We start from the raw sequence: 20,393 nt of genomic DNA, 5'->3' as shown, positions 1-20,393 counted from the left end.
TCTCGGCATGGGGGGTGCCGGCGCCACCGTGGTGCCCAAGGCCCGCCAGCCGGCCGCCGGCGTCCAGCACGACGGCTCCGACCCGGGGGTTGGGGTCGGCGACCGGGCCGCGCGCCGCCTCGCGCAGCGCGCGCTCCATCCAGCCGCGGTCCTCCGCGGTCAGCTGGTGGGGAGTGTCCTGCTCCACCGTCCCGGTCCTCCTCGGTGCCTCGTCCGTGACGGGCTCCGGGGACCTCGGGCGGCGGATCCGGGATCGGTGCCGCGCCCGGACGCTGGAGCGTCCACTACGCGACGGACCGGGTCCGTGCCTCACCCGGCTGGTGCCGGGTGCGCGCGCTGCCTCCCATCCGGACTGTCACCGTCGGTCCCGGGATTTCACCGGGTCAGCCGGCCGCTGGCTGCGGCCGGGTCGCGGACTGTTACCGCCGGCTCGGAGTTTCACCGACCCCGGAGCGCGTCACTGGCAGTATCGCACAGGCCGGTGCGGCAGCGGCATGCCATTGCCGGGCTCATCCACCGGCGCTGCCGGACGCAGTCGACCCGCCGCGAGCGGGCGGGTGACGGGAACAGGGCGGGGACGCGAGGCGTTGCCGGTGGCGATGACCGGACCGCTGATCGTGCAGAGCGACAAGACCCTCCTGCTGGAGGTCGACCACCCCGACGCCGAGGAGGCGCGGCGCGCGGTCGCGGCCTTCGCCGAGCTGGAGCGCGCCCCCGAGCACGTCCACACCTACCGGGTGACCCCGCTGGGACTGTGGAACGCCCGGGCGGCCGGCCACGACGCCGAGCAGGTGGTGGACGCGCTGGTACGGCACAGCCGCTACCCGGTGCCGAACGCGTTGCTGCTGGACGTGGCCGACACGATGGACCGGTACGGCCGGCTCACCCTCGACACGCACGCCGAGCACGGGCTGGTGCTGCGCACCACCGACCGGCCGGTGCTGGAGGAGGTGCTGCGGCACAAGCGGATCAAGCCGCTGACCGGGGAGCGGGTCGACCTCGACACCGTGGTCGTGCACCCCTCCGAGCGCGGCCACCTGAAGCAGGAGCTGGTCAAGGTCGGCTGGCCCGCCGAGGACCTGGCCGGCTACGTGGACGGCGAGGCCCACCCCATCGACCTGGAGCAGGACGGCTGGGCGCTGCGCCCCTACCAGGAGCACGCGGTCGAGGGCTTCTGGCACGGCGGCTCCGGCGTGGTGGTGCTCCCCTGCGGCGCCGGCAAGACGCTGGTCGGTGCCGGCGCGATGGCCCGCTCGGCCACCACCACGCTGATCCTGGTCACCAACACCGTCGCCGCCCGGCAGTGGCGCGAGGAGCTGGTGCGCCGCACCACGCTGACCGAGGACGAGATCGGGGAGTACAGCGGCGCCCGCAAGGAGATCCGCCCGGTGACCATCGCCACCTACCAGGTGCTGACGATGAAGCGGAAGGGCGTCTACCCCCACCTGGACCTGCTGGACGCCCGCGACTGGGGTCTCATCGTCTACGACGAGGTGCACCTGCTGCCGGCGCCGATCTTCCGGATGACCGCCGACCTGCAGGCCCGCCGCCGGCTCGGGCTGACCGCCACGCTGGTGCGGGAGGACGGCCGCGAGTCCGACGTGTTCTCCCTCATCGGCCCGAAGCGGTTCGACGCCCCCTGGAAGGACATCGAGTCCCAGGGCTGGATCGCCCCGGCCGACTGCGTGGAGGTGCGGGTCACGCTGCCGGAGTCGATGCGGATGGCCTACGCCACCGCCGAGCCTGACGAGCGCTACCGGTTCGCCTCCTGCGCGCCGGCCAAGACCGCCGTCGTCGAGAAGCTCGTGGCCAAGCACCGCGGCCAGCAGCTGCTGGTCATCGGGCAGTACCTGGACCAGCTCGACGAGCTCGCCGAGCGGCTGGACGCCCCGCTGATCACCGGCGAGACGACGGTAGCGGCCCGCCAGCGCCTCTTCGGCCAGTTCCGGGAGGGGGAGCTGAACCTGCTCGTGGTGAGCAAGGTGGCGAACTTCTCGATCGACCTGCCCGAGGCCACCGTCGCGATCCAGGTGTCGGGCACCTTCGGCTCCCGGCAGGAGGAGGCCCAGCGGCTGGGCCGGGTGCTGCGCCCCAAGGAGGACGGCCGCACCGCGCACTTCTACACCGTGGTCGCCCGCGACACCGTGGACGCCGACTTCGCCGCCCACCGGCAGCGGTTCCTGGCCGAGCAGGGTTACGGCTACCGGATCGTCGACGCCGACGACATCGACCAGCTCGATGTGACACCGCCGTCGGGCTGAGGTAGGCAGGGGCCATGACGAACCAGCCCGCCTCTGCCGACGGCGCACCGGACGGCGCCCGCAACACCGCCGTGCTCGACGTCGACGGCACGCTCGCGGACAGCACCTACCACCATGCCGTCGCCTGGCGGCGCGCGTTCGCCGACATCGACGGCCCGGCCCCCGCCCTGTGGCGCCTGCACCGCGCCATCGGCATGGGCGGCGACCGGCTGCCCACCGCGGTCGCCGGCCAGGAGGTCGAGGACCGGCTCGGGGACCGGCTCCGCGAGGCCTGGGAGGAGGAGTACGCCCAGCTGCTGGACCAGGTCGGGCTGCTGCCGGGCGCGCGGGAGCTGGTGCTGGAGCTGAAGGAGGCCGGCTTCACGATCGCGCTGGCCTCCTCGGGCAAGGACCGGTTCACCCAGCACGTGCTCGCGCTGCTCGACCTGCCCGAGGGGACGTTGTCGGCGGTGACCTCCTCCGACCAGGCCGGTGAGTCCAAGCCGGAGCCGGACATCCTCGAGGCGGCCATCGTGGAGGCCGGCGGAGAGATCGCGTTCGCCGTCGGCGACACCCCCTACGACGTCGCGGCCGCGGCCCGGGCCGGCGCCCCGTGCGTGGCGCTGCGCACCGGCGGGTTCGGTACCGCCGAGCTGCAGGACGCCGGGGCCGCGCTCATCGCCGACGAGCCGACCGACCTGCTCGGCACCGACTGGGCCGAGCTCGCGCGCAGCCGCCCGCCGCAGGGCTCGGACCGGGCGCACTCGCCGCTGCCCTGAGGGCACCGCCGTCGCGCCCGGCCCGCCTGCCCGTCCAGGCCATACTCAGCCAGCACTCAGCCTGCGGTCGCAGACTGGGAGCCATGACCACCGCTGAGGCGACCCTCCTCGTCGTCGAGGACGAGACCAACATCCGCGAGCTGCTGGCCACCAGCCTGAAGTTCGCCGGGTTCGAGGTGCACGCCGCCCCCGACGGCGCCACCGCCCTCCAGCTGGCCCGCGAGCACGACCCCGACCTGGCCGTGCTCGACGTGATGCTGCCGGACATGGACGGCTTTACGGTCACCCGCAAGTTGCGCGACCAGGGCCGGGACCTGCCGATCGTCTTCCTCACCGCCCGGGACTCCCTGGACGACAAGCTCAAGGGGCTGACCGTCGGCGGTGACGACTACGTCACCAAGCCGTTCAGCCTGGAGGAGGTGGTGGCCCGGATCCGCGCGGTGCTGCGGCGCACCCGGCCGACCGCCGAGGAGGACGAGACCCTGGTGCGGGTCGGCGACCTGGAGCTGGACGAGGACTCCCACGAGGTGCGCCGGGCCGGCACCGTCATCGAGGTCTCCCCCACCGAGTTCAAGCTGCTGCGCTACCTCATGCTCAACCGGGGCCGGGTCCTGTCCAAGGCTCAGATCCTCGACCACGTCTGGGACTACGACTTCCGCGGCGAGATGGGGATCGTGGAGTCCTACATCTCCTACCTGCGCCGCAAGATCGACGTCGTCGGGCCCCCGATGATCCACACCAAGCGGGGCGTCGGGTATGTGCTCCGGGAGCCGCGCGAGGACGCGTGAGCAGTCCCGCACCCGCCACCACCGAGGAGGGATCCGCTGCCGGGATCCGGGAGCGGCTGCGGACCCGGCTGCACGACCTGTCGCTCACCGCGCGCCTGGTCACCGTGGTGGTGCTGCTGGTGCTGGCCGCCTACGCCGTCACCACGACGTTGACGGCGACCCTGCTGCGGGATTACCTCACCGACCGCACCGACGCCGAGCTGCGCGCCTACATCGAGCCGCTGGGCCGGATGGCCTACGCCGACCTCCGCGGCGGCGAGGGCAGCGGCGAGACGGTGCCGCCCAACGCCTACTACGTGGCCATCACGCCCCGCGAGGACAGCGACGCGCTCTACGTGTGGACCACGCCGGCGCAGGTGCAGGCCCAACCCGACCTCGGCCGCATCGAGTGGGACGACGGCCGGGTCGAGCAGGGGCCGTTCACCGTGTCCTCCGTCGAGAGCTCCACCGAGTGGCGGGTGCTGGTGCGGCGGATGAGCACCGGCGAGGGGACCCTCGCGGTCGCGCTGCCGCTGACCTCGGTCGACAACACCGTGCACCAGCTGTGGGTGCTGACCGGCCTGGTCGGCGGCTCGACCCTGGTGGCGGTGGCCCTGCTCGGCTGGGTCGGGGTGCGCCGGGCGTTCCGGCCGCTGTCGCGCATCGAGGACACGGCGGCCGCGATCGCCGCGGGGGACCTGGCCCGGCGCATCCCCCAGCGCGGGGGCCGCGACGAGGTGGCCTCGCTGTCGAACTCGCTCAACCGGATGCTCGCGCACGTGGAGGCCTCGTTCGCGGTGCGGGAGGCCTCCGAGGAGCGGATGCGCACCTTCGTGGCCGATGCCTCTCACGAGCTGCGCACCCCGCTGGCCACGGTGCGCGGCTACGCCGAGCTCTACCGGGTGGGCGGGGTGCGTGAGCCCGACGACGTCGCGCAGGCGATGCGGCGCATCGAGGACGAGGCCCGCCGGATGTCGCGCCTGGTGGAGGACCTGCTGCTGCTGACCCGGCTGGACAGTGGGCCGTCGGTGGACCGGGCCCCCGTCGACCTGACGGTGCTGGCGGCCGACATCGTCCAGGACGCGCGGGTCCGCGCGCCCGACCGCCGCATCACGCTGACCCGGGTGGAGGGCACCGATGACCGGCAGGGCCCGGTGGTCACCACGGGTGACGACAACGCGCTGCGGCAGCTGCTGACCAACCTGGTGGCCAACGCGCTGTCCCACACGCCCGACGGCACCCCGGTGGAGGTGGCGCTGGGCCGGGCGGACGGCTGGTGCCTGGTGGAGGTGCGCGACCACGGCGAGGGCATCGACGAGGGGGCGGCCGCCCGGGTGTTCGAGCGGTTCTTCCGCGCCGACCCCAGCCGCAGCCGGGCCCGCGGCGGCACCGGGCTGGGGCTGCCGATCGTCGCCGCGATCGTGGGCCAGCACGGCGGGTCGGTGCGGCACCGGCCCACGCCCGGCGGCGGCGCCACGTTCGCGGTCAGCCTGCCGGCGCGGCAGGGCGCCGCGGAGGAGTAGCCGCTACAGGATCGCCTGCAGGAAGCGCCGGGTCCGCTCGTGCTCGGGATGACTGAACATCTTGTCCGGCTCGGCCTCCTCGAGGATCCGGCCGCTGTCGAACATCAGCACCCGGTTGGAGACGTCACGGGCGAACTGCATCTCGTGGGTGACGATCAGCATGGTGATGTTGGTGGTGCGGGCGATCTCCCGCAGCACCTCCAGCACGTCGCCGACCAGCTCGGGGTCCAGCGCCGAGGTGACCTCGTCCAGCAGCAGGATCTCGGGGTGCATGGCCAGCGCGCGCGCAATCGCCACCCGCTGCTGCTGGCCGCCGGAGAGCTGCATCGGGTGGGCGTTGGCGCGCTCGCGCAGCCCCACCTGCTCCAGGATCCGCAGCGCGTCCTCGCGGGCCTCCTGCTTGGGCTTGCCGAGCACGTGGATGGGTGCCTCGGTGATGTTCTCGAGCACCGACATGTTGGGGAAGAGGTTGAACTGCTGGAACACCATGCCGATGCGGCGGCGGGTCTTGCTGACGTCCCGGGGGCGGCGGGCCACCCGCTTGCCGTCGCGCAGCTCGTGGGTCAGCGGCTCCCCGTCGACGTAGATGAACCCCTCGGTCAGGTCCTCCAGGGTCATCAGCAGTCGCAGGATGGTGGTCTTGCCCGACCCGCTGGGGCCGATGAGGGTGACCCGCTCCCCGGGGGCCACGGTGAAGTCGAGCCCGTCCAGGACCGTGGTGTCGCCGAACCGCTTGACGACGTCCTGGAAGTGGATCATCGGCGTCGTGTCAGTAGGCAAGTCTCTTCTCCAGTCTCCGCATGAGGATGGCCGTGGGGTAGCTGGCCGCCAGGAAGATCAGGCCGGCGATGGTGAACGTCTCGGTGTAGCGGAAGGTGCTGCCGCCGATCTGGCGGGCGACGGTGACCATCTCCAGTACCCCGATGAAGATCAGGAACGGGGTGTCCTTGAACATCGCGATCGCCCAGTTGCCCAGCGAGGGCAGCGTGGCCCGCAGCGCCTGCGGCAGGATGACGGCCCGCCAGGTGCGGTGCGGCGGCAGGCTCAGCGCCGTCGCGGCCTCCCACTGGCCCTTGCGGATCGACTCGATGCCGGCCCGGTAGGACTCCGCCATGTAGGTGGAGTAGTGGATGCCGAACACCAGGATGCCCACGGTCAGCGCCGACAGGTTGTTGAACGTGTAGTACACGAACAGCAGCTGCACCGGGATCGGGGTCATCCGGATGAAGTCCAGGACCCATCGCAGCGGCAGGCTGCGCCGCCCCAGGCTCCGCTGCGTGATCGCCCAGACCAGGCCCAGGGCCGCCGCCATGAGCGAGCCCACCACGGTGACCAGCAGGGTCACCCGCACGAACGCCGACAGCAGCTCCGGGAAGACGCTGAGGGCAAACTCCGTGTCCCACGTCATGCGACCGCCTCCGCCGTGGCCTTGGCGGTCTCGCCCTTGGTCGGCTCACGCAGCCCGAGCCGGCGCAACGCCCGGGCCTCCAGCACCCGCAGCGCCCACGACAGCGCCAGCGCGATGAGCAGGTAGATCACCATCGCGATCCCGTAGGAGGTGAACGTGCCGGCGGTGCGTCGCATCTGGTCGCTGACGAAGGTGAGGTCGTTCATCAGGAAGAAGCTCGCCAGCGCGGTGCCCTTGACCAGCATGATCAGCAGGTTGTTGAGCCCGGGCAGCATCAGCGCCCAGGCCTGCGGCCAGATCACGCGGCGCATCTTGTGCAGCCACGACATCGACAGCGCGGTGGTGGTCTCCCACTGCCCCTGGGGCACCGAGGTCAGCGAGCCACGCACCACCTCGGACCCGTAGGCCCCGTAGTTGAGCCCGAGCGCGAGAATCCCGGTGGTGTACGGCGCGAGCTCGACGCCCCACAGCGGCAGCACGTAGAACAGGAAGAACACCTGCACCACCAGCGAGGTGCCGCGGAAGAGCTCCACGATCACCCGCACCAGCGTGCGCACGATGACCCACGGCGAGAGCGCTGCCAGGCCGAGCCCCACCGCGACGAGGAACGCCAGCGCGGCGCCGCCGAAGGTCAGCTGCAGGGTGACGAGGGTGCCCTCCCACAGCTGCGGCGACGCCGCTGCCAGCGTGTCGAGCAGATCGCTCACGAATCGGTGGTTTCGGCGGCGTCGTCCCCTTCGTCAACCTGGGGCAGCTCGCCCTCGCACAGCATCTCCGTGGTGATGTCCTCCGGCGGGCGCTCGGCCTCGGTGAAGCCGAACGGGCCGAGGACCCGCTCATACTCAGCCGGGTCGTCGACGATGTTGGCCAGCTCCTCGTTGTAGGCCTCGCGCAGGGCGTCGTCCTCCTGCCGGAAGACGGTGGCGCCAGCGCCGACCTGCTCGACACCGTTGACGACGGCGACGAAGGAGTCGGTGACCTCGACCGGGGCGTCCGCGTTGTTCTCGGCCATGGCACGCAGCGAGATGCCGGTCAGCGCGTAGACGTCGGCGCGGCCGTTGACGACCTGGTCCAGCCCGTCCTGCGGGCTGTTGACGGTCTGGGTCTGGATACCCATCTCGTCGGCGTAGCCCTGCTCGATGGCGCCACTCATCACGGCGAGCGTGGCGTCGGCCTCCTGGATGTCCTGCATGTTGTGCAGGTCCATCGGGTTGCCCTCGGGCACGAGCAGGGCCGTGGTGTACATGATCTCCGGGTCGCCGAAGTCGGCCTGCGCGCACCGCTCCGGCAGGATGGACATGCCGGCCGAGATCGCGTCGAAGCGCCCGGCGTTGAGCCCGGGGATCAGGGCGTCCCACTCCACCAGCTGGCCCTCGACCTCGTCGATGCCCAGGGCACTGAAGACCTCCCGGTGCAGCTCGATGGTGGCACCGGTGAGCTCGCCGTTCTCATCCTGGTAGCTGTAGGGCTCCTCACCGGCGAACCCGACGGTGATGCTGCCCTCCTCCTGCAGCTGCTCGAGGGTGCTGGCCTCGCCGCCACCACCGTCGCCGGTACCACCACCGGAACCGCCGTCGGACCCCCCGTTGTCGTCACCGCAGGCGGCCAGCACCATGGCGCCGCTCGCGGCGAGGGCGGCCACGCCGCCCATACGCGTCCTGGACAGGGACATTTCGATCGTCCTTTCGGTCGGACGAGGCACATGCCACCCGCACCGGCGTCACGGCCGGTGGGAACACGCCGCCCCGATTGGACTCGGAACTACTGCGATGACCGTAGGGCGAGGCCATCACCGGCTCAACCACCCACCTCCCCGCGCGCCGGCTCGCCCACCGCGGTGGGGGCGCGCCAGAAGTTGTCCAGTGACCCGCGCTGACCTGCAGGAACGTACCCCCGGACGCGTCTCCGGCGGGCTGCGGGGAACCGGCAACGCGCGTGCCGATCGTTACCCGTTCGCAACCAAAACCACCACCCATGGCGGCCGTGGCGGGAGGACCAGCGCCCCGCTGCGGCGTTCAGCGGAGGCCCAGCAGCGACCCAGCCGGCCCCGAGGGCCGGATGGTCCACTGGAACCTGTCCCCGGCCTGGCCGCTCGGCCCGTGCCACGGAAGGAGCCCGTGATGACCTACCCCATGCAGCCACACTCTGCCCCGCCCCCCGCCCGCGACCGGCGACCCGGCTGGGGGGCGCTGCTGGCGGTCGGCCTGCTGTCGGCCGCGCTGGCGACCGCCGGCACCGCTGGCGTGGTGCAGCTGGCCGACGACGACGCCCCGATCGTCACCGAGACCGCCACGGACGGTGCGGCGCAGCCCGAGACGGCGGCGCCCTCGGCCGCCAACGCCTCGCTCGCTGACTCGGTGGACTGGGGGCAGGTCGCCGACCAGGTCACTCCGAGCTCGGTGGCCATCACGGTGGGCTCCGGCAGCGGCCAGGGCGGCGGCGCCGGCTCCGGCGTGATCTGGGACGGCGAGGGCCACGTCGTCACCAACGCCCACGTCGTGGCGGGGGCGGACCAGGTGCGCGTGACGCTGTCCGACGGCCGCGGCTACCAGGCCGACGTGGTGGGGACTGACGTCGCGACCGACCTTGCGGTGCTGCAGCTGGCGGAGGGCCCGGACGACCTGACCCCCGTCCAGGTCGGCGACGACCAGGAGCTGGGGGTCGGTGCGCCGGTCATGGCGGTGGGCAACCCGCTGGGCCTGTCCGGGACGGTCACCACCGGGATCGTCAGCGCCCTGGACCGGCCGGTCACCACCCAGTCCGTCGGCCCGGGCGCCGCAGGTGGTCAGCCCGTGGTCACCAACGCCATCCAGACCAGCGCCCCCATCAACCCGGGGAACTCCGGCGGCGCGCTCGTGGACGCCTCCGGCCGGCTGGTCGGCATCAACTCATCCATCGCCAGCCTCTCCCAGGGGGCGGGCGGCCAGGCCGGCAACATCGGTATCGGGTTCGCCATCCCGGTCGGGGTGGCCGAGTCGGTCGTCGGCCAGCTGCTGGAGGACGGCACGGTGGAGCACGCCTTCGTGGGCGTGGGGCTGGCCGACGCCGAGGCCGAGGCGGACGGCGCGGTGATCTCCGCGGCCGGCGTCACCCAGGTCGAGGAGGGCTCCCCCGCCGAGACCGCCGGGCTGCAGCGCGGCGACGTCATCACCGCCATCGACGGCGAGCGCGTCGACAGCGCGGTGGCCCTCGTCGCGCAGGTGCGGGCCCGCACCGCCGGCGAGGAGGCAGTGCTCAGCTACCTGCGCGACGGCGAGGAGCAGGAGGCCACCGTCACCCTCGACACCCGCCCGGACGAGCAGTAACCGCCCCGGGCGGGGCGGACAGCCGCCCCGGACCGGTCAGGTGCGTCCCCTCTTCGCTGACCTGGCCGGTCCGGGCGGCACGCGCCTCACTGTCGGCCGCCCGGCGGGGCCAGGTGGGTCCCGAAGGTCTGCAGGCACCGCTGGGCCGACACCCCCACCACCCCGGCGAGGTAGCGGCCCTGGCGGTCCTCGAAGGTCCTCTCCTCGATGCCGTCCATCAACGCGAGCACGGCCTGCTCGGCGGCCTCGCGGGTCTCGTCCGCGGGCTGCTCCAGCAGGTCGGCGATCGCCCCGAAGGCCCGCCCGGTACGCTCCCGCAGCTGCCCCTCGAGCACGTGGTAGCGGTCCACCTCGAACTCCCGCAGCACGACCCCCACGTCCTGGACCAGGAAGGCGATCCGGCCCAGCCCCTCCGCGTGCCTGCGGAGCCGCTGTCGGGACTCCAGGTAGCGGCGGGCACGCGGGTTGCCGCGCTGGGACCGGCGCACCTCCTCCAGGGAGTCGCGCAGCGCGTCGCGGTCCAGCTCCAGCGCCTCCACCGCCTGAGCGAGGGTGCCGTCGTCGGCGGCGGCCTCCGCCTCCAGCACCTGCTGGATCTGCCGCAGCTGCCGGATCACCTCCTCGCGCAGGTTGTCGATGGCCGCACCGAGGCTGGTCAGGTTCAGCGACGGCACCAGCGCGTAGTTCACCCCCAGGCCGACGGCTGCCCCGAGCACGACCTGACTGGTGTAGGCCAGCACGTAGTCCCGGGGCGGGTCCCCGGAGAAGACCAGCACGAACAGCGCGGCCATCGGCACCCAGGAGCGCTGGGCACCGAGGAAGCGCAGGTTGCTGGCCAGCGCCGCCAGCAGCACGATCAGGCCGACGGTGAAGGTGTTGGGCCAGGTGAACCACTGCATGAGCGAGGCGAGCACCGTCCCGATGAGGATGGCGGCAGTGGCCCGCATCGCCTCCTTGAACGAGTCGCCGACCACCGGGTAGATGACCGACATCGCGCCCATGGCGGCGTAGTAGGCGTACTCGGCCATCCAGTCCGGGGGCAGGATGTCCCCGAGCTTCCAGGCGAGCGCGGCAGCGACGCCGGCCTTGACCGCCAGCGCGAACCGTCGGTCCAGCAGGATCGGACGGAGGAACCGGCGACCGGCCCGGCGCACCGACTCCTCGCGCGCTCCGCTCGCGCTCACCCCACCGGCCTCCACAGCCTCAGCCCGCGTGCTGGCGGACGGCGGCTGCGACCTGCTCGTAGCGGGCACGGTCCAGCGCGGCGCCCTCCCGGCGCAGCCGGTCGGGGTCCAGCCGCAGCACCCGGTCGACCCGCACCTCGCTGGCCCGGCCCTGGTGGTCCCAGTCGCCGGTGCCGATGTCGACCCAGTAGCGGCCCGCGCGAGCCTCCTGCTCGGCGTCGAAGTCGTGGTCCTTGCTGGTCAGCTGCAACCCGAGCACCCAGCGCCCGTCCCGGCCCACGACGAGCACCGGCCGGTCCTTGCCCCGGGAGTGGTCCTCTTCGAAGGGCACCCACGTCCAGATGATCTCGCCGGGGTCGGGCTGCCCGTCGTCCACCGGCCGGTACGCCATGCGCGGCGTCCCGGAGAAGTCCCCTGGGTAGCCGCGGGGCGGCTCGCGATGGTCGACAGGCCGGGCCTGCTCGGCCCGGCCGGCCCGGCGCTGTCGCTGCCGTGCCCGCCGGGCCTCCCTGGCGGCGGTCCGTGCTGCCATGCGGGCGCCGCGCCTCAGGATGCGTTGCCACATATCGGCACGGTAGCGCTCGGGCGGCACACTGGGCAGCGTGACGCAGACGCCTGAGCCTGCCCGCCAGCAGCTGGCGGCCTCCGGTGCGGCGGACCTGGCCACCGCGGCCCCGCACGCCGGCCCGGACCGCTGGCGGGCCGAGACCGCCTTCCTGCTCGAGCGCTGGTCCGAGCCTGCCCGCCGCTACCACACCGTGCGGCACCTCGCGGAGGTGCTGGCGGCGGTCGAGGAGCTGGCCGGTGCGGGGAGCTGCACGCCGTCGGAGGCCACCACCGCGCGGCTGGCGGCCTGGTACCACGACGTCGTCTACGACCCGCGGGCCGCCGCCGGTAGCAACGAGCACCGCAGCGCCGCGATCGCCCGCGACCACCTGCACCGGCTGGGGGCCGCCGAGGAGGTCATCGACGCGGTCGAGCGGCTGGTGCTGATGACGCTCGCGCACGGAACCGCCGGCCGAGGACCGACGGGGCCGCTGGCGGTCATGCACGACGCCGACCTGTGGGTGCTCGCGGCGCCCACCGGCCGGTTCGACCAGTACTGCCGCCAGGTGCGGCAGGAGTACGCCCACGTGCCGCCAGCACGCTACGCCAGCGCACGGAGCGAGATCCTGGAGCAGCTGGTCGCCGGACCGGTCTACCGCACCCGGCACGGCACGGCGAGGTGGGAGGACCGGGCCCGCGCCAACGTGGCCCGGGAGCTGCAGCGGCTGGCGGCCAGCCGCTGAGGCTCAGCTCGGGGCGCCCGCCCCGCTGAGCCGCCACAGCCAGTGGTCCACCAGCACCCACCACGGCTGGCTGCCGCACTGCTGCCGCACGGTGTCCACCGGCACCCAGCCGGCCTCTGCGACGTCGTCGGCGACCGGCCGCACCGGCCGGCGGCTGACCCGCGCAGCGTAGACCGCGATGTGGTTGTCCCCGGCGTCCCACGGAGGCACCTGCTCGCCGGCGCGGACCACGACGCGCTCGTAGCCCACCGGGGACAGCAGCACCGGGTCCAGCTGCAGCCCGGTCTCCTCGGCGACCTCCCGGACCGCGCACGCCCGGATCGTCTCGCCGGGCTCGCGCTTGCCACCGGGCGGGGCCCACCCGGGGCGCGAGTGGCTGCGTACCAGCACCACGTGGCCCTCCCCGTCGTGCACCAGGACGACGGCGGCGCCGGAGGACGCCGGCGGCTCCAGCGTCGAGGCGATCACCTCGAGGGTGTGCCGTCCACCGACCGCGGCGAGGCCGTCGACGATCCGGGCCAGCGGCCGCTCCCCGCGGCGCTTGCGGAAGCGAAGCCCACTGTCCCGCAGCCGACGGGCGAGGTCACCGCCGCTGGTGGGTTCGGCTCCCGCGGCGACGAGCTCGGCGTGCCGTTCCGCGGGGACGTCGTAGTGGTCGCCCTCGAAGGACCGGGAAGGGAGGTGGGTCCGCGCCGCGAAGGCGTGCAGCTCCTCCACCGAGGCGTCGCTGATGAGGTGGGACCACAGCCGGCCGTGCGCGGCCCAGACGGGCGGGTCGATCCAGATCACTGCCGCCCCACCTCCTCGCCTCGCGCCGCACCTCCCTGGAGCACCGAGGCCACGCTAGCGGCTGCTGTCGGGTCCTCCCAGCGGGGCACACGCGGGCCGGGGCAGGTGGCCCCGGCGATCCTGTCGCCGGGGCCACCTGTTGGGGTTCTGCGGTCAGCCGTTCAGCCGCCGCCGGAGGCCCAGCATGAGCCCACCAAGCGACAGCAGCACGAGGGCGAGGCCTGCCATGAGGTTGGCGTCCGCACCGGTTTGTGCCAGTACACCGCGGCGCGCGGTCACCTCATCACCATCAGTGCGCAGGTCACCACCACCGCTCAGGACGCCGGAGGCCAGCGGGGCCGAGGGAGTCCCCCGGCCGTCACCTCGGGAGGCACCCTGGTCAGCACGGTCACCGGAGTCCAGCGGGCCCACCGGGTCCGTGGGGTCTCCCGCAGCGCCGGAGGGCCCCACCGAGCCCGTCGGCTCGCTCACGTCCGTGGGGTCACCCGCAGAGCCCACGGGTTCCGCCGGGTCGGTCGGCTCGGTCGGGTCGGTCGGCTCGGTCGGCTCGGTCGGCTCGGTCGGCTCGGTCGGCTCGGTCGGCTCCGTCGGCTCCGTCGGCTCCGTCGGCTCCGTCGGCTCGGTCGGGTCCGTCGGCTCGGTCGGGTCCGTCGGCTCGGTCGGGCCCCTCGGGTCCGAGCAGAATCCAGTCAGTCCCGCGCCGATGACGATCTCGGCGCAGGCATTCGCCTCGACCCGGCCGATGGTTCCCGGGTCGACGACCACCTCGGCGTCGGCGCCGATTCCGACCGACCCGTCGCCTGGCTGCGGGGTGGCCCCGCACCGGCCCTCGAGCGAGCCGCCCACGACGACGCCCACACAGACATCGGCCTCAGCACCCAACTGCCCGTCCGGCAGCACAGTGACCTGGTCCACGGTCTCCACGCCAACCAGCTCACCCACCCCGGCGACAGCATCGAGGTCGGTCTCCAACAACGAGTCCTCCGGCAGCAGACCACCGACCACACCGTCTCCGGCCGTACCGTCAGTCGCGTCACCGGCAGGTGCCTGAGTGGTGCCCAGGTCCACCGTGAGGTCCACGTCACCACCGACCGCCCCGTCAGCTGGCTGCTGGGTGGCCCCGCACCGACCCTCGAGCGAGCCGCCCACGACGACGCCCACACAGACATCGGCCTCAGCACCCAACTGCCCGTCCGGCAGCACAGTGACCTGGTCCACGGTCTCCACGCCAACCAGCTCACCCACCCCGGCGACAGCATCGAGGTCGGTCTCCAACAACGAGTCCTCCGGCAGCAGACCACCGACCACACCGTCTCCGGCCGTACCGTCAGTCGCGTCACCGGCAGGTGCCTGAGTGGTGCCCAGGTCCACCGTGGCGTCCACGTCACCGTCGACGAGTGCGTTATCCGGGTCGACCGTGAGGTCGGCGTCGACGGACAGGTCTGTGATGTCCGGTGTGTCCGGCTGCACCACAGAACCCGGGTCGACGGTGGCGTCAGCCACTGTGGCGTGCTCAGTCGTCGCCTCGGTATCCACGACCGCCGTGGCGTCGACCTCGGCGGCCGAACCTGCGGTGTTGCTGGCCTCCTCGACCGTCTCCGCCACCGGCTCAGCCGTCGGTTCCGCGGCGGTGTCCACGGTGACCTCCGCATCGACGTCGGTATCGGCTCCCGCGTTCTCCGCCGGGACCTCAGCGTCGGTAGCCGTGTCGGGTGCGCTCGCCTCGGTGGTGACGTCCACCGTGGCGTCGACCTCAGCAGCCGATCGTGCGGTGCTGCTGACGTCCTCGACCGTCTCCGCCACCGGCTCAGCCGCCGGTTTCGTGGCGGTCTCGACCACAGCCTCCGCATCGACGTCACCATGGGCTCCTGCGGGGTCTGCCGAGACCTCCGCCTCGAGGTCCGCCTCCACCATGGCGGACCCGAGGGTCTCCTCCGCGGCGTCGATGACGTCATCGGCCAGCCGTTGTGGCTGACCAGCGTCGACGTCGGCCGTGACGGTGACCTCAGCGTTCACTGCCGTGTCGTCAAGCAGTCCTTGCTGCTGGGCCTGCGCTCCGGTCGCGCCGAGCAGGACCAGCCCTCCTGTCGCGAGCGCGCAGCGCAGCGCTCGCCGTGTCTGTGTGTGCATGTCTGTCTCTCCCGTTCATCACGAGTTGGTCTGAGGGAGCCGCGCACCAGGGCGCGGCTGGACAGGTCGGCTGCGTGAGCGGCCGACCGCGGTATCCCTCAGGCGGGAGAGGTCGGAATCTCCTCGGCCCGGTCTCGCGGACCGAGGACGGAGGTGCTGGCCGAGGAGACCCCGGTCAGCAGCGTGGGTTCACTGCCGAAGGCGGCAGCGGTCGAGTCAGCGTGACGCGTCGCCGAGGCCGCGGCCTCGGCACACGGCGCAGCAAGCGAACGCGGCGCGCTGTCGGCGGCCGCGCCAGGACCGCGCTCCACGGTTCCGGTGGCGTCGTGAGGGGCAGCCGTGACAGCGGGGGCCGAGCGGCTGGACGGGACCATCGCTGGCGTCGTCGCCCTGGCCGGTGGGTCGGCGAACGTCACCGTGTGTGGTCGGTCGGTCGCTGCCGGAGCGATGCCCGTCGGCGAGAGCAACGCGGCGCTGGCCTCGGTCGGCACGCTCGCGGACCGGGTGATGTCGCCTGGCAGCAGCAAGTCGAGCGCGGCGCCCCCGACCAAGCTGCTCTGTTCGGAGACCGGTTCCGGTGAGGTTGCCACCCCTGGCGGGTCATCCGGTCCGGGAGCCGGAGAGGCGGGCTGCGGCCCCGGGACACCCGGCTCCAGGCCCTCGGTGATCGGGTCGAGCGCCTCGATGGTGGGGTCCAGTGCCTCCACCACCGGGCTCAACACGTCCGCCACCGGCATGACCGCCGTGACGACCGGATCCAGCGCCTCGACGAGGGGGGTCAACGCCTCGGCGACAGGCACGACCGCCGTCCCCATACGTCCGACCGGGTCGAGCGCTGCCTGCACGCCCTCGACCGCGGGAGCCACCGCCTCGGTAACGGGGTCGGCTGCCTGCAGCACCGGCGCAATGGCGTCGGCGACCGGGGTCGGCGTGTCCGAGACCTCTGGCAGTGCTTTCCCGACGTCTTCCACGGTGTCGGTGCCCGGCGCGAGCTCCTTCACCACCGGCTTGGTCGTCTTCGCAGCCGCGCCGGTCACCGGCCGGGCAACCTCAGCGACCGTTTCGGCGACCGGGGCGACGACATCCGCAGCAGGCTCGACGGCACGCTCTGCCTTCGGGCTCGCCGTCGCCACGACGGGTTCGACGGCGCGCTCCACCTCCGTGGCCACCGTCTCCGCGACTGGCTCAGCGACATCCTCGGTGACGAGCTGCGGCTGCTCCCCAGCGGAGTCGACAACGGGGGCGACCGTCTCCACAACCTCCCCGAGTGACTCGGTGACCGGCTCGACGACCTCAGCGCCTCCCTCCACGGCCTCGGACACCACTTGCGTGACCCCTCCGACGGCAGTGTCCGGCACCTCCGCGTTCTCGGCCGCGTCCGATGCCCCCGACCGTCCCACGGGAGTGGTCACCGGGTCAGCGACGGCCCCGACGGTGTCCCCGATCAGGTCCTCGGCGGTGTCGACCAGTCCACCGACGGTGAGCGACCCGGATGAGTCGTCGGCGGCGGCGGTCGTCACAGAGAGCCAGCCGCCACAGAGCACGAGGGCGGCCACCCCACCGGTACGCAACAGGCCGCGCAGCACCTGTCGGTGCCCGGCTGCGACCCTGCCTCTCACGCCGACCCGCCCTTCCTGACAGGCGACCCGACTGAGGGTCACCGTGATGTTGAGCTGCCAGGCCCAGTTTCACCCACTCCTCAAGACATGGCAACAGGAAGCCAAGGAAGGTTGACGGTCGCTCCCGGGCCGGTCTGCCGACCGTAGTCGCTGTCGCTTCACCCGCCGCGGGGGGCGTACATGATGACGACCACCCCCAGCAGGCAGAGGGCGGCTCCGGCCAGGTCATAGCGGTCGGGGCGGAACCCGTCGAGCGCGACCGCCCACAGCAGCGACCCAGCGACGAACACGCCGCCGTAGGCAGCCAGCACCCGTCCGAAGTGCAGCTCCGGCTGGAGGGTGACCACCAGCCCGTAGAGGCCCAACGAGACCATCCCCAGTCCGACCAGCAGCCAGCCGCGGTGCTCCCGCACTCCCTGCCAGACCAGCCAGGCCCCGCCGATCTCCAGGAGGGCAGCCAGACCGAACAGCAGCACCGACCGGGCGAGCGTCATAGCAGCGAACCCTAGTGGGCCCCGACCGGCCCGGCGGCGCGCTGCCCACCCCCGAGCAGCACGAAGGGCGGTCCCCGTACGGGGACCGCCCTCCGCGAGAGTCCGCGAGGAACGCGGGAGTCTCAGGGTCGGCTCAGAAGTCCATGCCTCCCATGCCGCCCATACCGGCGTCAGCACCGGCACCGGCCGGCTGCTTCTCCGGCTTGTCGGCGATGACCGCCTCGGTGGTGAGGAAGAGCGCCGCGATGGAGGCGGCGTTCTGCAGCGCCGAGCGGGTGACCTTGACCGGGTCGGCGATGCCGAAGGCGAGCATGTCGCCGTACTCACCGGTCGCGGCGTTCAGGCCGTGGCCCGGGGTCAGGTTCCGCACCTTCTCCGCGACGACGCCGCCCTCGAGACCGCCGTTGATGGCGATCTGCTTCAGCGGGGCCTCGATCGCCAGCCGCACGATCTTGGCGCCCGTGGCCTCGTCACCCTCCAGCTGGAGGTTGTGGAAGGCCGAGGACGCCTGGATCAGGGCCACGCCACCGCCGGCGACGATGCCCTCCTCGACGGCCGCCTTCGCGTTGCGGACGGCGTCCTCGATCCGGTGCTTGCGCTCCTTGAGCTCGACCTCGGTCGCGGCACCGGCCTTGATGACCGCGACGCCACCGGCCAGCTTGGCCAGCCGCTCCTGCAGCTTCTCCCGGTCGTAGTCGGAGTCGCTGTTCTCGATCTCGGCGCGGATCTGGTTGACCCGGCCCGCGATCGCCTCGCCGTCGCCGGCGCCCTCGACGATGGTGGTCTCGTCCTTGGTGACGACGACCTTGCGGGCCTGGCCCAGCAGGTCCAGGTCGGCGTTCTCGAGCTTGAGGCCGACCTCCTCGGAGATGACCTGGCCACCGGTGAGGATGGCGATGTCGGCCAGCATGGCCTTGCGGCGGTCACCGAAGCCAGGGGCCTTGACGGCCACCGACTTGAAGTTGCCCCGGATCTTGTTGACGACCAGCGTCGCCAGCGCCTCGGCCTCGACGTCCTCGGCGATGATCATCAGCGGCTTGCCGGACTGCATGACCTTCTCCAGCAGCGGGAGCAGGTCCTTGATCGCGCTGATCTTGGAGTTGACCACGAGGATGTAGGGGTCCTCGAGGACGGTCTCCATGCGCTCGGTGTCGGTGACGAAGTAGGGGGAGATGTAGCCCTTGTCGAAGCGCATGCCCTCGGTGAGCTCCAGCTCCAGGCCGAAGGTCTGCGACTCCTCGACGGTGATGACGCCCTCGTTGCCGACCTTGTCCATGGCCTCGGCGATCATGTTGCCGATCTCCTCGTCGGCGGCCGAGATGGAGGCCGACTGAGCGATCTGCTCCTTGGTCTCCACCTCCTTGGCCTGGGAGAGCAGCTCGTCGCTGACGGCCTTGGCGGCGGCCTCGATGCCCCGCTTCAGGGCCATCGGGTTGGCGCCGGCGGCGACGTTGCGCAGGCCCTCGCGGACCATCGCCTGGGCGATGACCGTGGCGGTGGTGGTGCCGTCACCGGCCACGTCGTCGGTCTTCTTGGCGACCTCCTTGACCAGCTCGGCACCGATCTTCTCGTACGGCTCCTCGAGCTCGATCTCCTTGGCGATGCTGACACCATCGTTGGTGATGGTGGGCGCGCCCCACTTCTTCTCGAGCACGACGTTGCGGCCCTTCGGGCCCAGGGTCACCTTGACGGCGTCGGCGAGGGTGTTCATCCCTCGCTCGAGACCGCGGCGAGCCTCCTCGTCGAATGCAATGGTCTTGGCCATTCGGGTGGTTCCTCCCACACGCTGAACGGATTGCCGACCGTGGTCGCCCGCGACGGACGGACCCGCGTGACGGGCTCACGTCGCCCGGCGCACGAATCCTCGACCGTTCGGTCGGTTGTCACTCTGATGTGTCGAGTGCTAACCCAATGATTAGCACTCGGGCCCCCCGAGTGCAAATGCCGTGGACCCACCCGCGCGCAGCCGGAGGACCGGACCGGTCAGCCGGGTCCCGGCCCCGGGCCGCTGCCCCGCGTCTCCAGCACCCGCACCGCGGTCGTGCGGACCGTGTCCAGCTGCAGCCCCAGGCCCTGGCACCGCTGCACCAGCCGGGCGACGTCGCCCTCCCCCTCCGCGACCGCCTCCGCCAGCTGGGCCGCCAGCCGGTGCAGGACCTGGCACTGCTCGTCGACGAAGTCGGTGTCGACCACCGCTCCGTGTCCCGGCACCCCCATGGGGCAGTCCCGGACCTGCGGGTGCTGGCGCAGCCGGGCCACCGTGGCGGCCCACTCCAGCGGGTAGGAGTCCTCCATCGCCGGGTCGGCGCCCTCCTCGACCAGGTCGCCCCAGAACACGACGCCGCCCCCGGGGTCCGCGACCACGAGGTCGTGGTCGGTGTGGCCGCGGCCGCCGTGCAGCAGGTGGACCTGCCGCCCACCGAGGTCGAGCGGCGTGTCCTGCTCGACCAGGTAGAACGGCAGCACCACCTCGGTCGCTGCCACGTCGGCGAGCTCGTCCTGCCGCCCCGCGGCCCGTAGCGCCTGCATCACCTGGGCGCGCTGGTGCTCGGCGGTGCGCAGCAGGTCGTCGGCGGCACCGGCGTGCGCGTACACCTGGGAGTCCCGGAAGGCGGCGTTGCCGAAGCAGTGGTCGTGGTGGGCGTGGGTGTTGACCACCACCTGCTCCAGCGAGGTGACCTCGCGCACCGCGGCGGCCAGCGCCTCGCCCTGTCGGGTCGTGGCGCGGGTGTCGATGACCAGGGCGCGCTCCTGGCCCACCACCAGCCCGCAGTTGAGGTCCAGCTCCTGGTGCCGGCGGACCAGGACGCCCGGGCCGACCTCCTGCCATCCCCCGGCGGTCATCGCGGTCCGCCGCGGCCGGTCA

18 protein-coding genes, 1 pseudogene and 1 riboswitch are annotated in these 20,393 nt (G+C 72.5%); of the genes and pseudogenes, 6 read left to right on the top strand and 13 right to left on the bottom strand.

The window, feature by feature from the left end:
• Positions 1–187: pseudogene (locus GFJ45_RS04790) on the bottom strand (hypothetical protein); the annotation flags it as partial.
• A gap of 144 nt (positions 188–331) precedes the next feature.
• Positions 332–458, bottom strand: a riboswitch (FMN riboswitch).
• A gap of 141 nt (positions 459–599) precedes the next feature.
• Between GFJ45_RS04790 and GFJ45_RS04785 the strand changes: the two are divergent.
• The 4 genes from GFJ45_RS04785 to GFJ45_RS04770 all read left to right on the top strand — a co-directional run bounded on the left by GFJ45_RS04785 (position 600) and on the right by GFJ45_RS04770 (position 5,309).
• A complete protein-coding gene (locus tag GFJ45_RS04785; RefSeq protein ID WP_153394703.1) occupies positions 600–2,261 on the top strand; it encodes a DNA repair helicase XPB in 1,662 nt (553 codons plus the stop codon).
• A gap of 14 nt (positions 2,262–2,275) precedes the next feature.
• Positions 2,276–3,019, top strand: coding sequence for an HAD family hydrolase (locus GFJ45_RS04780; RefSeq protein WP_153394701.1), 744 nt, complete (start codon positions 2,276–2,278; stop codon positions 3,017–3,019).
• An 83-nt stretch (positions 3,020–3,102) separates the two neighbouring features.
• Positions 3,103–3,807 carry a response regulator transcription factor gene (locus tag GFJ45_RS04775; RefSeq protein WP_153394699.1) on the top strand — a complete coding sequence of 235 codons (705 nt, stop codon included), beginning with the start codon at positions 3,103–3,105 and terminating at the stop codon, positions 3,805–3,807.
• Entirely contained in the window at positions 3,804–5,309 is a 1,506-nt protein-coding gene (locus GFJ45_RS04770; RefSeq protein ID WP_153394697.1) for a sensor histidine kinase, read from the top strand. The genes GFJ45_RS04775 and GFJ45_RS04770 overlap by 4 nt, the downstream gene beginning before the upstream one ends.
• Positions 5,310–5,312: 3 nt before the next feature.
• On the opposite strand, the gene ehuA is transcribed toward GFJ45_RS04770, so the two are convergent.
• Genes ehuA through ehuB form a run of 4 tightly spaced genes read right to left on the bottom strand, consistent with a single transcriptional unit; the run spans position 5,313 to position 8,389 of the window.
• Positions 5,313–6,068, bottom strand: a complete 756-nt coding sequence (gene ehuA / locus GFJ45_RS04765; protein ID WP_153394709.1) for an ectoine/hydroxyectoine ABC transporter ATP-binding protein EhuA — start codon at positions 6,066–6,068, stop codon at positions 5,313–5,315.
• A gap of 10 nt (positions 6,069–6,078) precedes the next feature.
• The gene (ehuD, locus tag GFJ45_RS04760; RefSeq protein ID WP_153394695.1) at positions 6,079–6,717 is read right to left on the bottom strand and encodes an ectoine/hydroxyectoine ABC transporter permease subunit EhuD; all 639 of its coding nucleotides are present in this window, start codon (positions 6,715–6,717) and stop codon (positions 6,079–6,081) included.
• The gene (gene ehuC, locus GFJ45_RS04755; protein WP_153394693.1) at positions 6,714–7,424 is read right to left on the bottom strand and encodes an ectoine/hydroxyectoine ABC transporter permease subunit EhuC; all 711 of its coding nucleotides are present in this window, start codon (positions 7,422–7,424) and stop codon (positions 6,714–6,716) included. Before ehuC ends, ehuD begins: the two co-directional genes overlap by 4 nt.
• Positions 7,421–8,389 carry an ectoine/hydroxyectoine ABC transporter substrate-binding protein EhuB gene (ehuB, locus tag GFJ45_RS04750; RefSeq protein ID WP_153394691.1) on the bottom strand — a complete coding sequence of 323 codons (969 nt, stop codon included), beginning with the start codon at positions 8,387–8,389 and terminating at the stop codon, positions 7,421–7,423. The genes ehuC and ehuB overlap by 4 nt, the downstream gene beginning before the upstream one ends.
• A 448-nt stretch (positions 8,390–8,837) precedes the next feature.
• Between ehuB and GFJ45_RS04745 the strand changes: the two genes are divergently transcribed.
• Positions 8,838–10,022, top strand: a complete 1,185-nt coding sequence (locus GFJ45_RS04745; RefSeq protein WP_228386497.1) for a S1C family serine protease — start codon at positions 8,838–8,840, stop codon at positions 10,020–10,022.
• 86 nt (positions 10,023–10,108) lie between these two features.
• On the opposite strand, the gene GFJ45_RS04740 is transcribed toward GFJ45_RS04745, so the two are convergent.
• Positions 10,109–11,206, bottom strand: a complete 1,098-nt coding sequence (locus GFJ45_RS04740) for an FUSC family protein (RefSeq protein ID WP_153394689.1) — start codon at positions 11,204–11,206, stop codon at positions 10,109–10,111.
• A 19-nt stretch (positions 11,207–11,225) separates the two neighbouring features.
• Positions 11,226–11,738 carry a type II toxin-antitoxin system PemK/MazF family toxin gene (locus tag GFJ45_RS04735; RefSeq protein WP_228386495.1) on the bottom strand — a complete coding sequence of 171 codons (513 nt, stop codon included), beginning with the start codon at positions 11,736–11,738 and terminating at the stop codon, positions 11,226–11,228.
• 70 nt (positions 11,739–11,808) lie between these two features.
• Between GFJ45_RS04735 and GFJ45_RS04730 the strand changes: the two genes are divergently transcribed.
• Positions 11,809–12,495, top strand: a complete 687-nt coding sequence (locus GFJ45_RS04730; protein WP_153394685.1) for an HD domain-containing protein — start codon at positions 11,809–11,811, stop codon at positions 12,493–12,495.
• A 3-nt stretch (positions 12,496–12,498) separates the two neighbouring features.
• On the opposite strand, the gene GFJ45_RS16275 is transcribed toward GFJ45_RS04730, so the two are convergent.
• The 6 genes from GFJ45_RS16275 to GFJ45_RS04700 form a co-directional block, all read right to left on the bottom strand.
• A complete protein-coding gene (locus GFJ45_RS16275) occupies positions 12,499–13,284 on the bottom strand; it encodes a DUF4031 domain-containing protein (RefSeq protein WP_194288522.1) in 786 nt (261 codons plus the stop codon).
• A 153-nt stretch (positions 13,285–13,437) separates the two neighbouring features.
• Complete coding sequence (locus GFJ45_RS16680) at positions 13,438–15,414, bottom strand: hypothetical protein (RefSeq protein ID WP_228386493.1); 1,977 nt, start codon at positions 15,412–15,414, stop codon at positions 13,438–13,440.
• Between the two features lie 98 nt (positions 15,415–15,512).
• Complete coding sequence (locus GFJ45_RS04715; RefSeq protein ID WP_153394681.1) at positions 15,513–16,670, bottom strand: hypothetical protein; 1,158 nt, start codon at positions 16,668–16,670, stop codon at positions 15,513–15,515.
• 521 nt (positions 16,671–17,191) lie between these two features.
• Positions 17,192–17,527 (bottom strand): YnfA family protein, encoded by a 336-nt coding sequence (locus GFJ45_RS04710; RefSeq protein ID WP_153394679.1) that lies wholly within the window; start codon positions 17,525–17,527, stop codon positions 17,192–17,194.
• 133 nt (positions 17,528–17,660) lie between these two features.
• Positions 17,661–19,292, bottom strand: a complete 1,632-nt coding sequence (gene groL, locus GFJ45_RS04705) for a chaperonin GroEL (protein WP_153394677.1) — start codon at positions 19,290–19,292, stop codon at positions 17,661–17,663.
• A gap of 218 nt (positions 19,293–19,510) precedes the next feature.
• Positions 19,511–20,371: an MBL fold metallo-hydrolase gene (locus tag GFJ45_RS04700; protein WP_153394675.1), complete on the bottom strand. Its 861-nt coding sequence runs from the start codon at positions 20,369–20,371 to the stop codon at positions 19,511–19,513.
• Between the last annotated feature and the right edge of the window lie 22 nt (positions 20,372–20,393).

The organism is Ornithinicoccus halotolerans (assembly GCF_009602535.1).
Classification (GTDB): domain Bacteria; phylum Actinomycetota; class Actinomycetes; order Actinomycetales; family Dermatophilaceae; genus Ornithinicoccus; species Ornithinicoccus halotolerans.
Note: the sequence above shows the minus strand (reverse complement) of the source record. Positions and strands in the feature narration are given on the sequence as shown.

Coding starts and splice junctions, on each gene's coding strand:
- GFJ45_RS04785 (WP_153394703.1), top strand. CDS start 600: ATGACCGGACCGCTGATCGTGCAGAGCGACAAGACCCTCCTGCTGGAG.
- GFJ45_RS04780 (WP_153394701.1), top strand. CDS start 2,276: ATGACGAACCAGCCCGCCTCTGCCGACGGCGCACCGGACGGCGCCCGC.
- GFJ45_RS04775 (WP_153394699.1), top strand. CDS start 3,103: ATGACCACCGCTGAGGCGACCCTCCTCGTCGTCGAGGACGAGACCAAC.
- ehuA (WP_153394709.1), bottom strand. CDS start 6,068: ATGATCCACTTCCAGGACGTCGTCAAGCGGTTCGGCGACACCACGGTC.
- ehuD (WP_153394695.1), bottom strand. CDS start 6,717: ATGACGTGGGACACGGAGTTTGCCCTCAGCGTCTTCCCGGAGCTGCTG.
- ehuB (WP_153394691.1), bottom strand. CDS start 8,389: ATGTCCCTGTCCAGGACGCGTATGGGCGGCGTGGCCGCCCTCGCCGCG.
- GFJ45_RS04745 (WP_228386497.1), top strand. CDS start 8,838: ATGACCTACCCCATGCAGCCACACTCTGCCCCGCCCCCCGCCCGCGAC.
- GFJ45_RS04735 (WP_228386495.1), bottom strand. CDS start 11,738: ATGGCAGCACGGACCGCCGCCAGGGAGGCCCGGCGGGCACGGCAGCGA.
- GFJ45_RS16680 (WP_228386493.1), bottom strand. CDS start 15,414: ATGCACACACAGACACGGCGAGCGCTGCGCTGCGCGCTCGCGACAGGA.
- GFJ45_RS04710 (WP_153394679.1), bottom strand. CDS start 17,527: ATGACGCTCGCCCGGTCGGTGCTGCTGTTCGGTCTGGCTGCCCTCCTG.
- groL (WP_153394677.1), bottom strand. CDS start 19,292: ATGGCCAAGACCATTGCATTCGACGAGGAGGCTCGCCGCGGTCTCGAG.
- GFJ45_RS04700 (WP_153394675.1), bottom strand. CDS start 20,371: ATGACCGCCGGGGGATGGCAGGAGGTCGGCCCGGGCGTCCTGGTCCGC.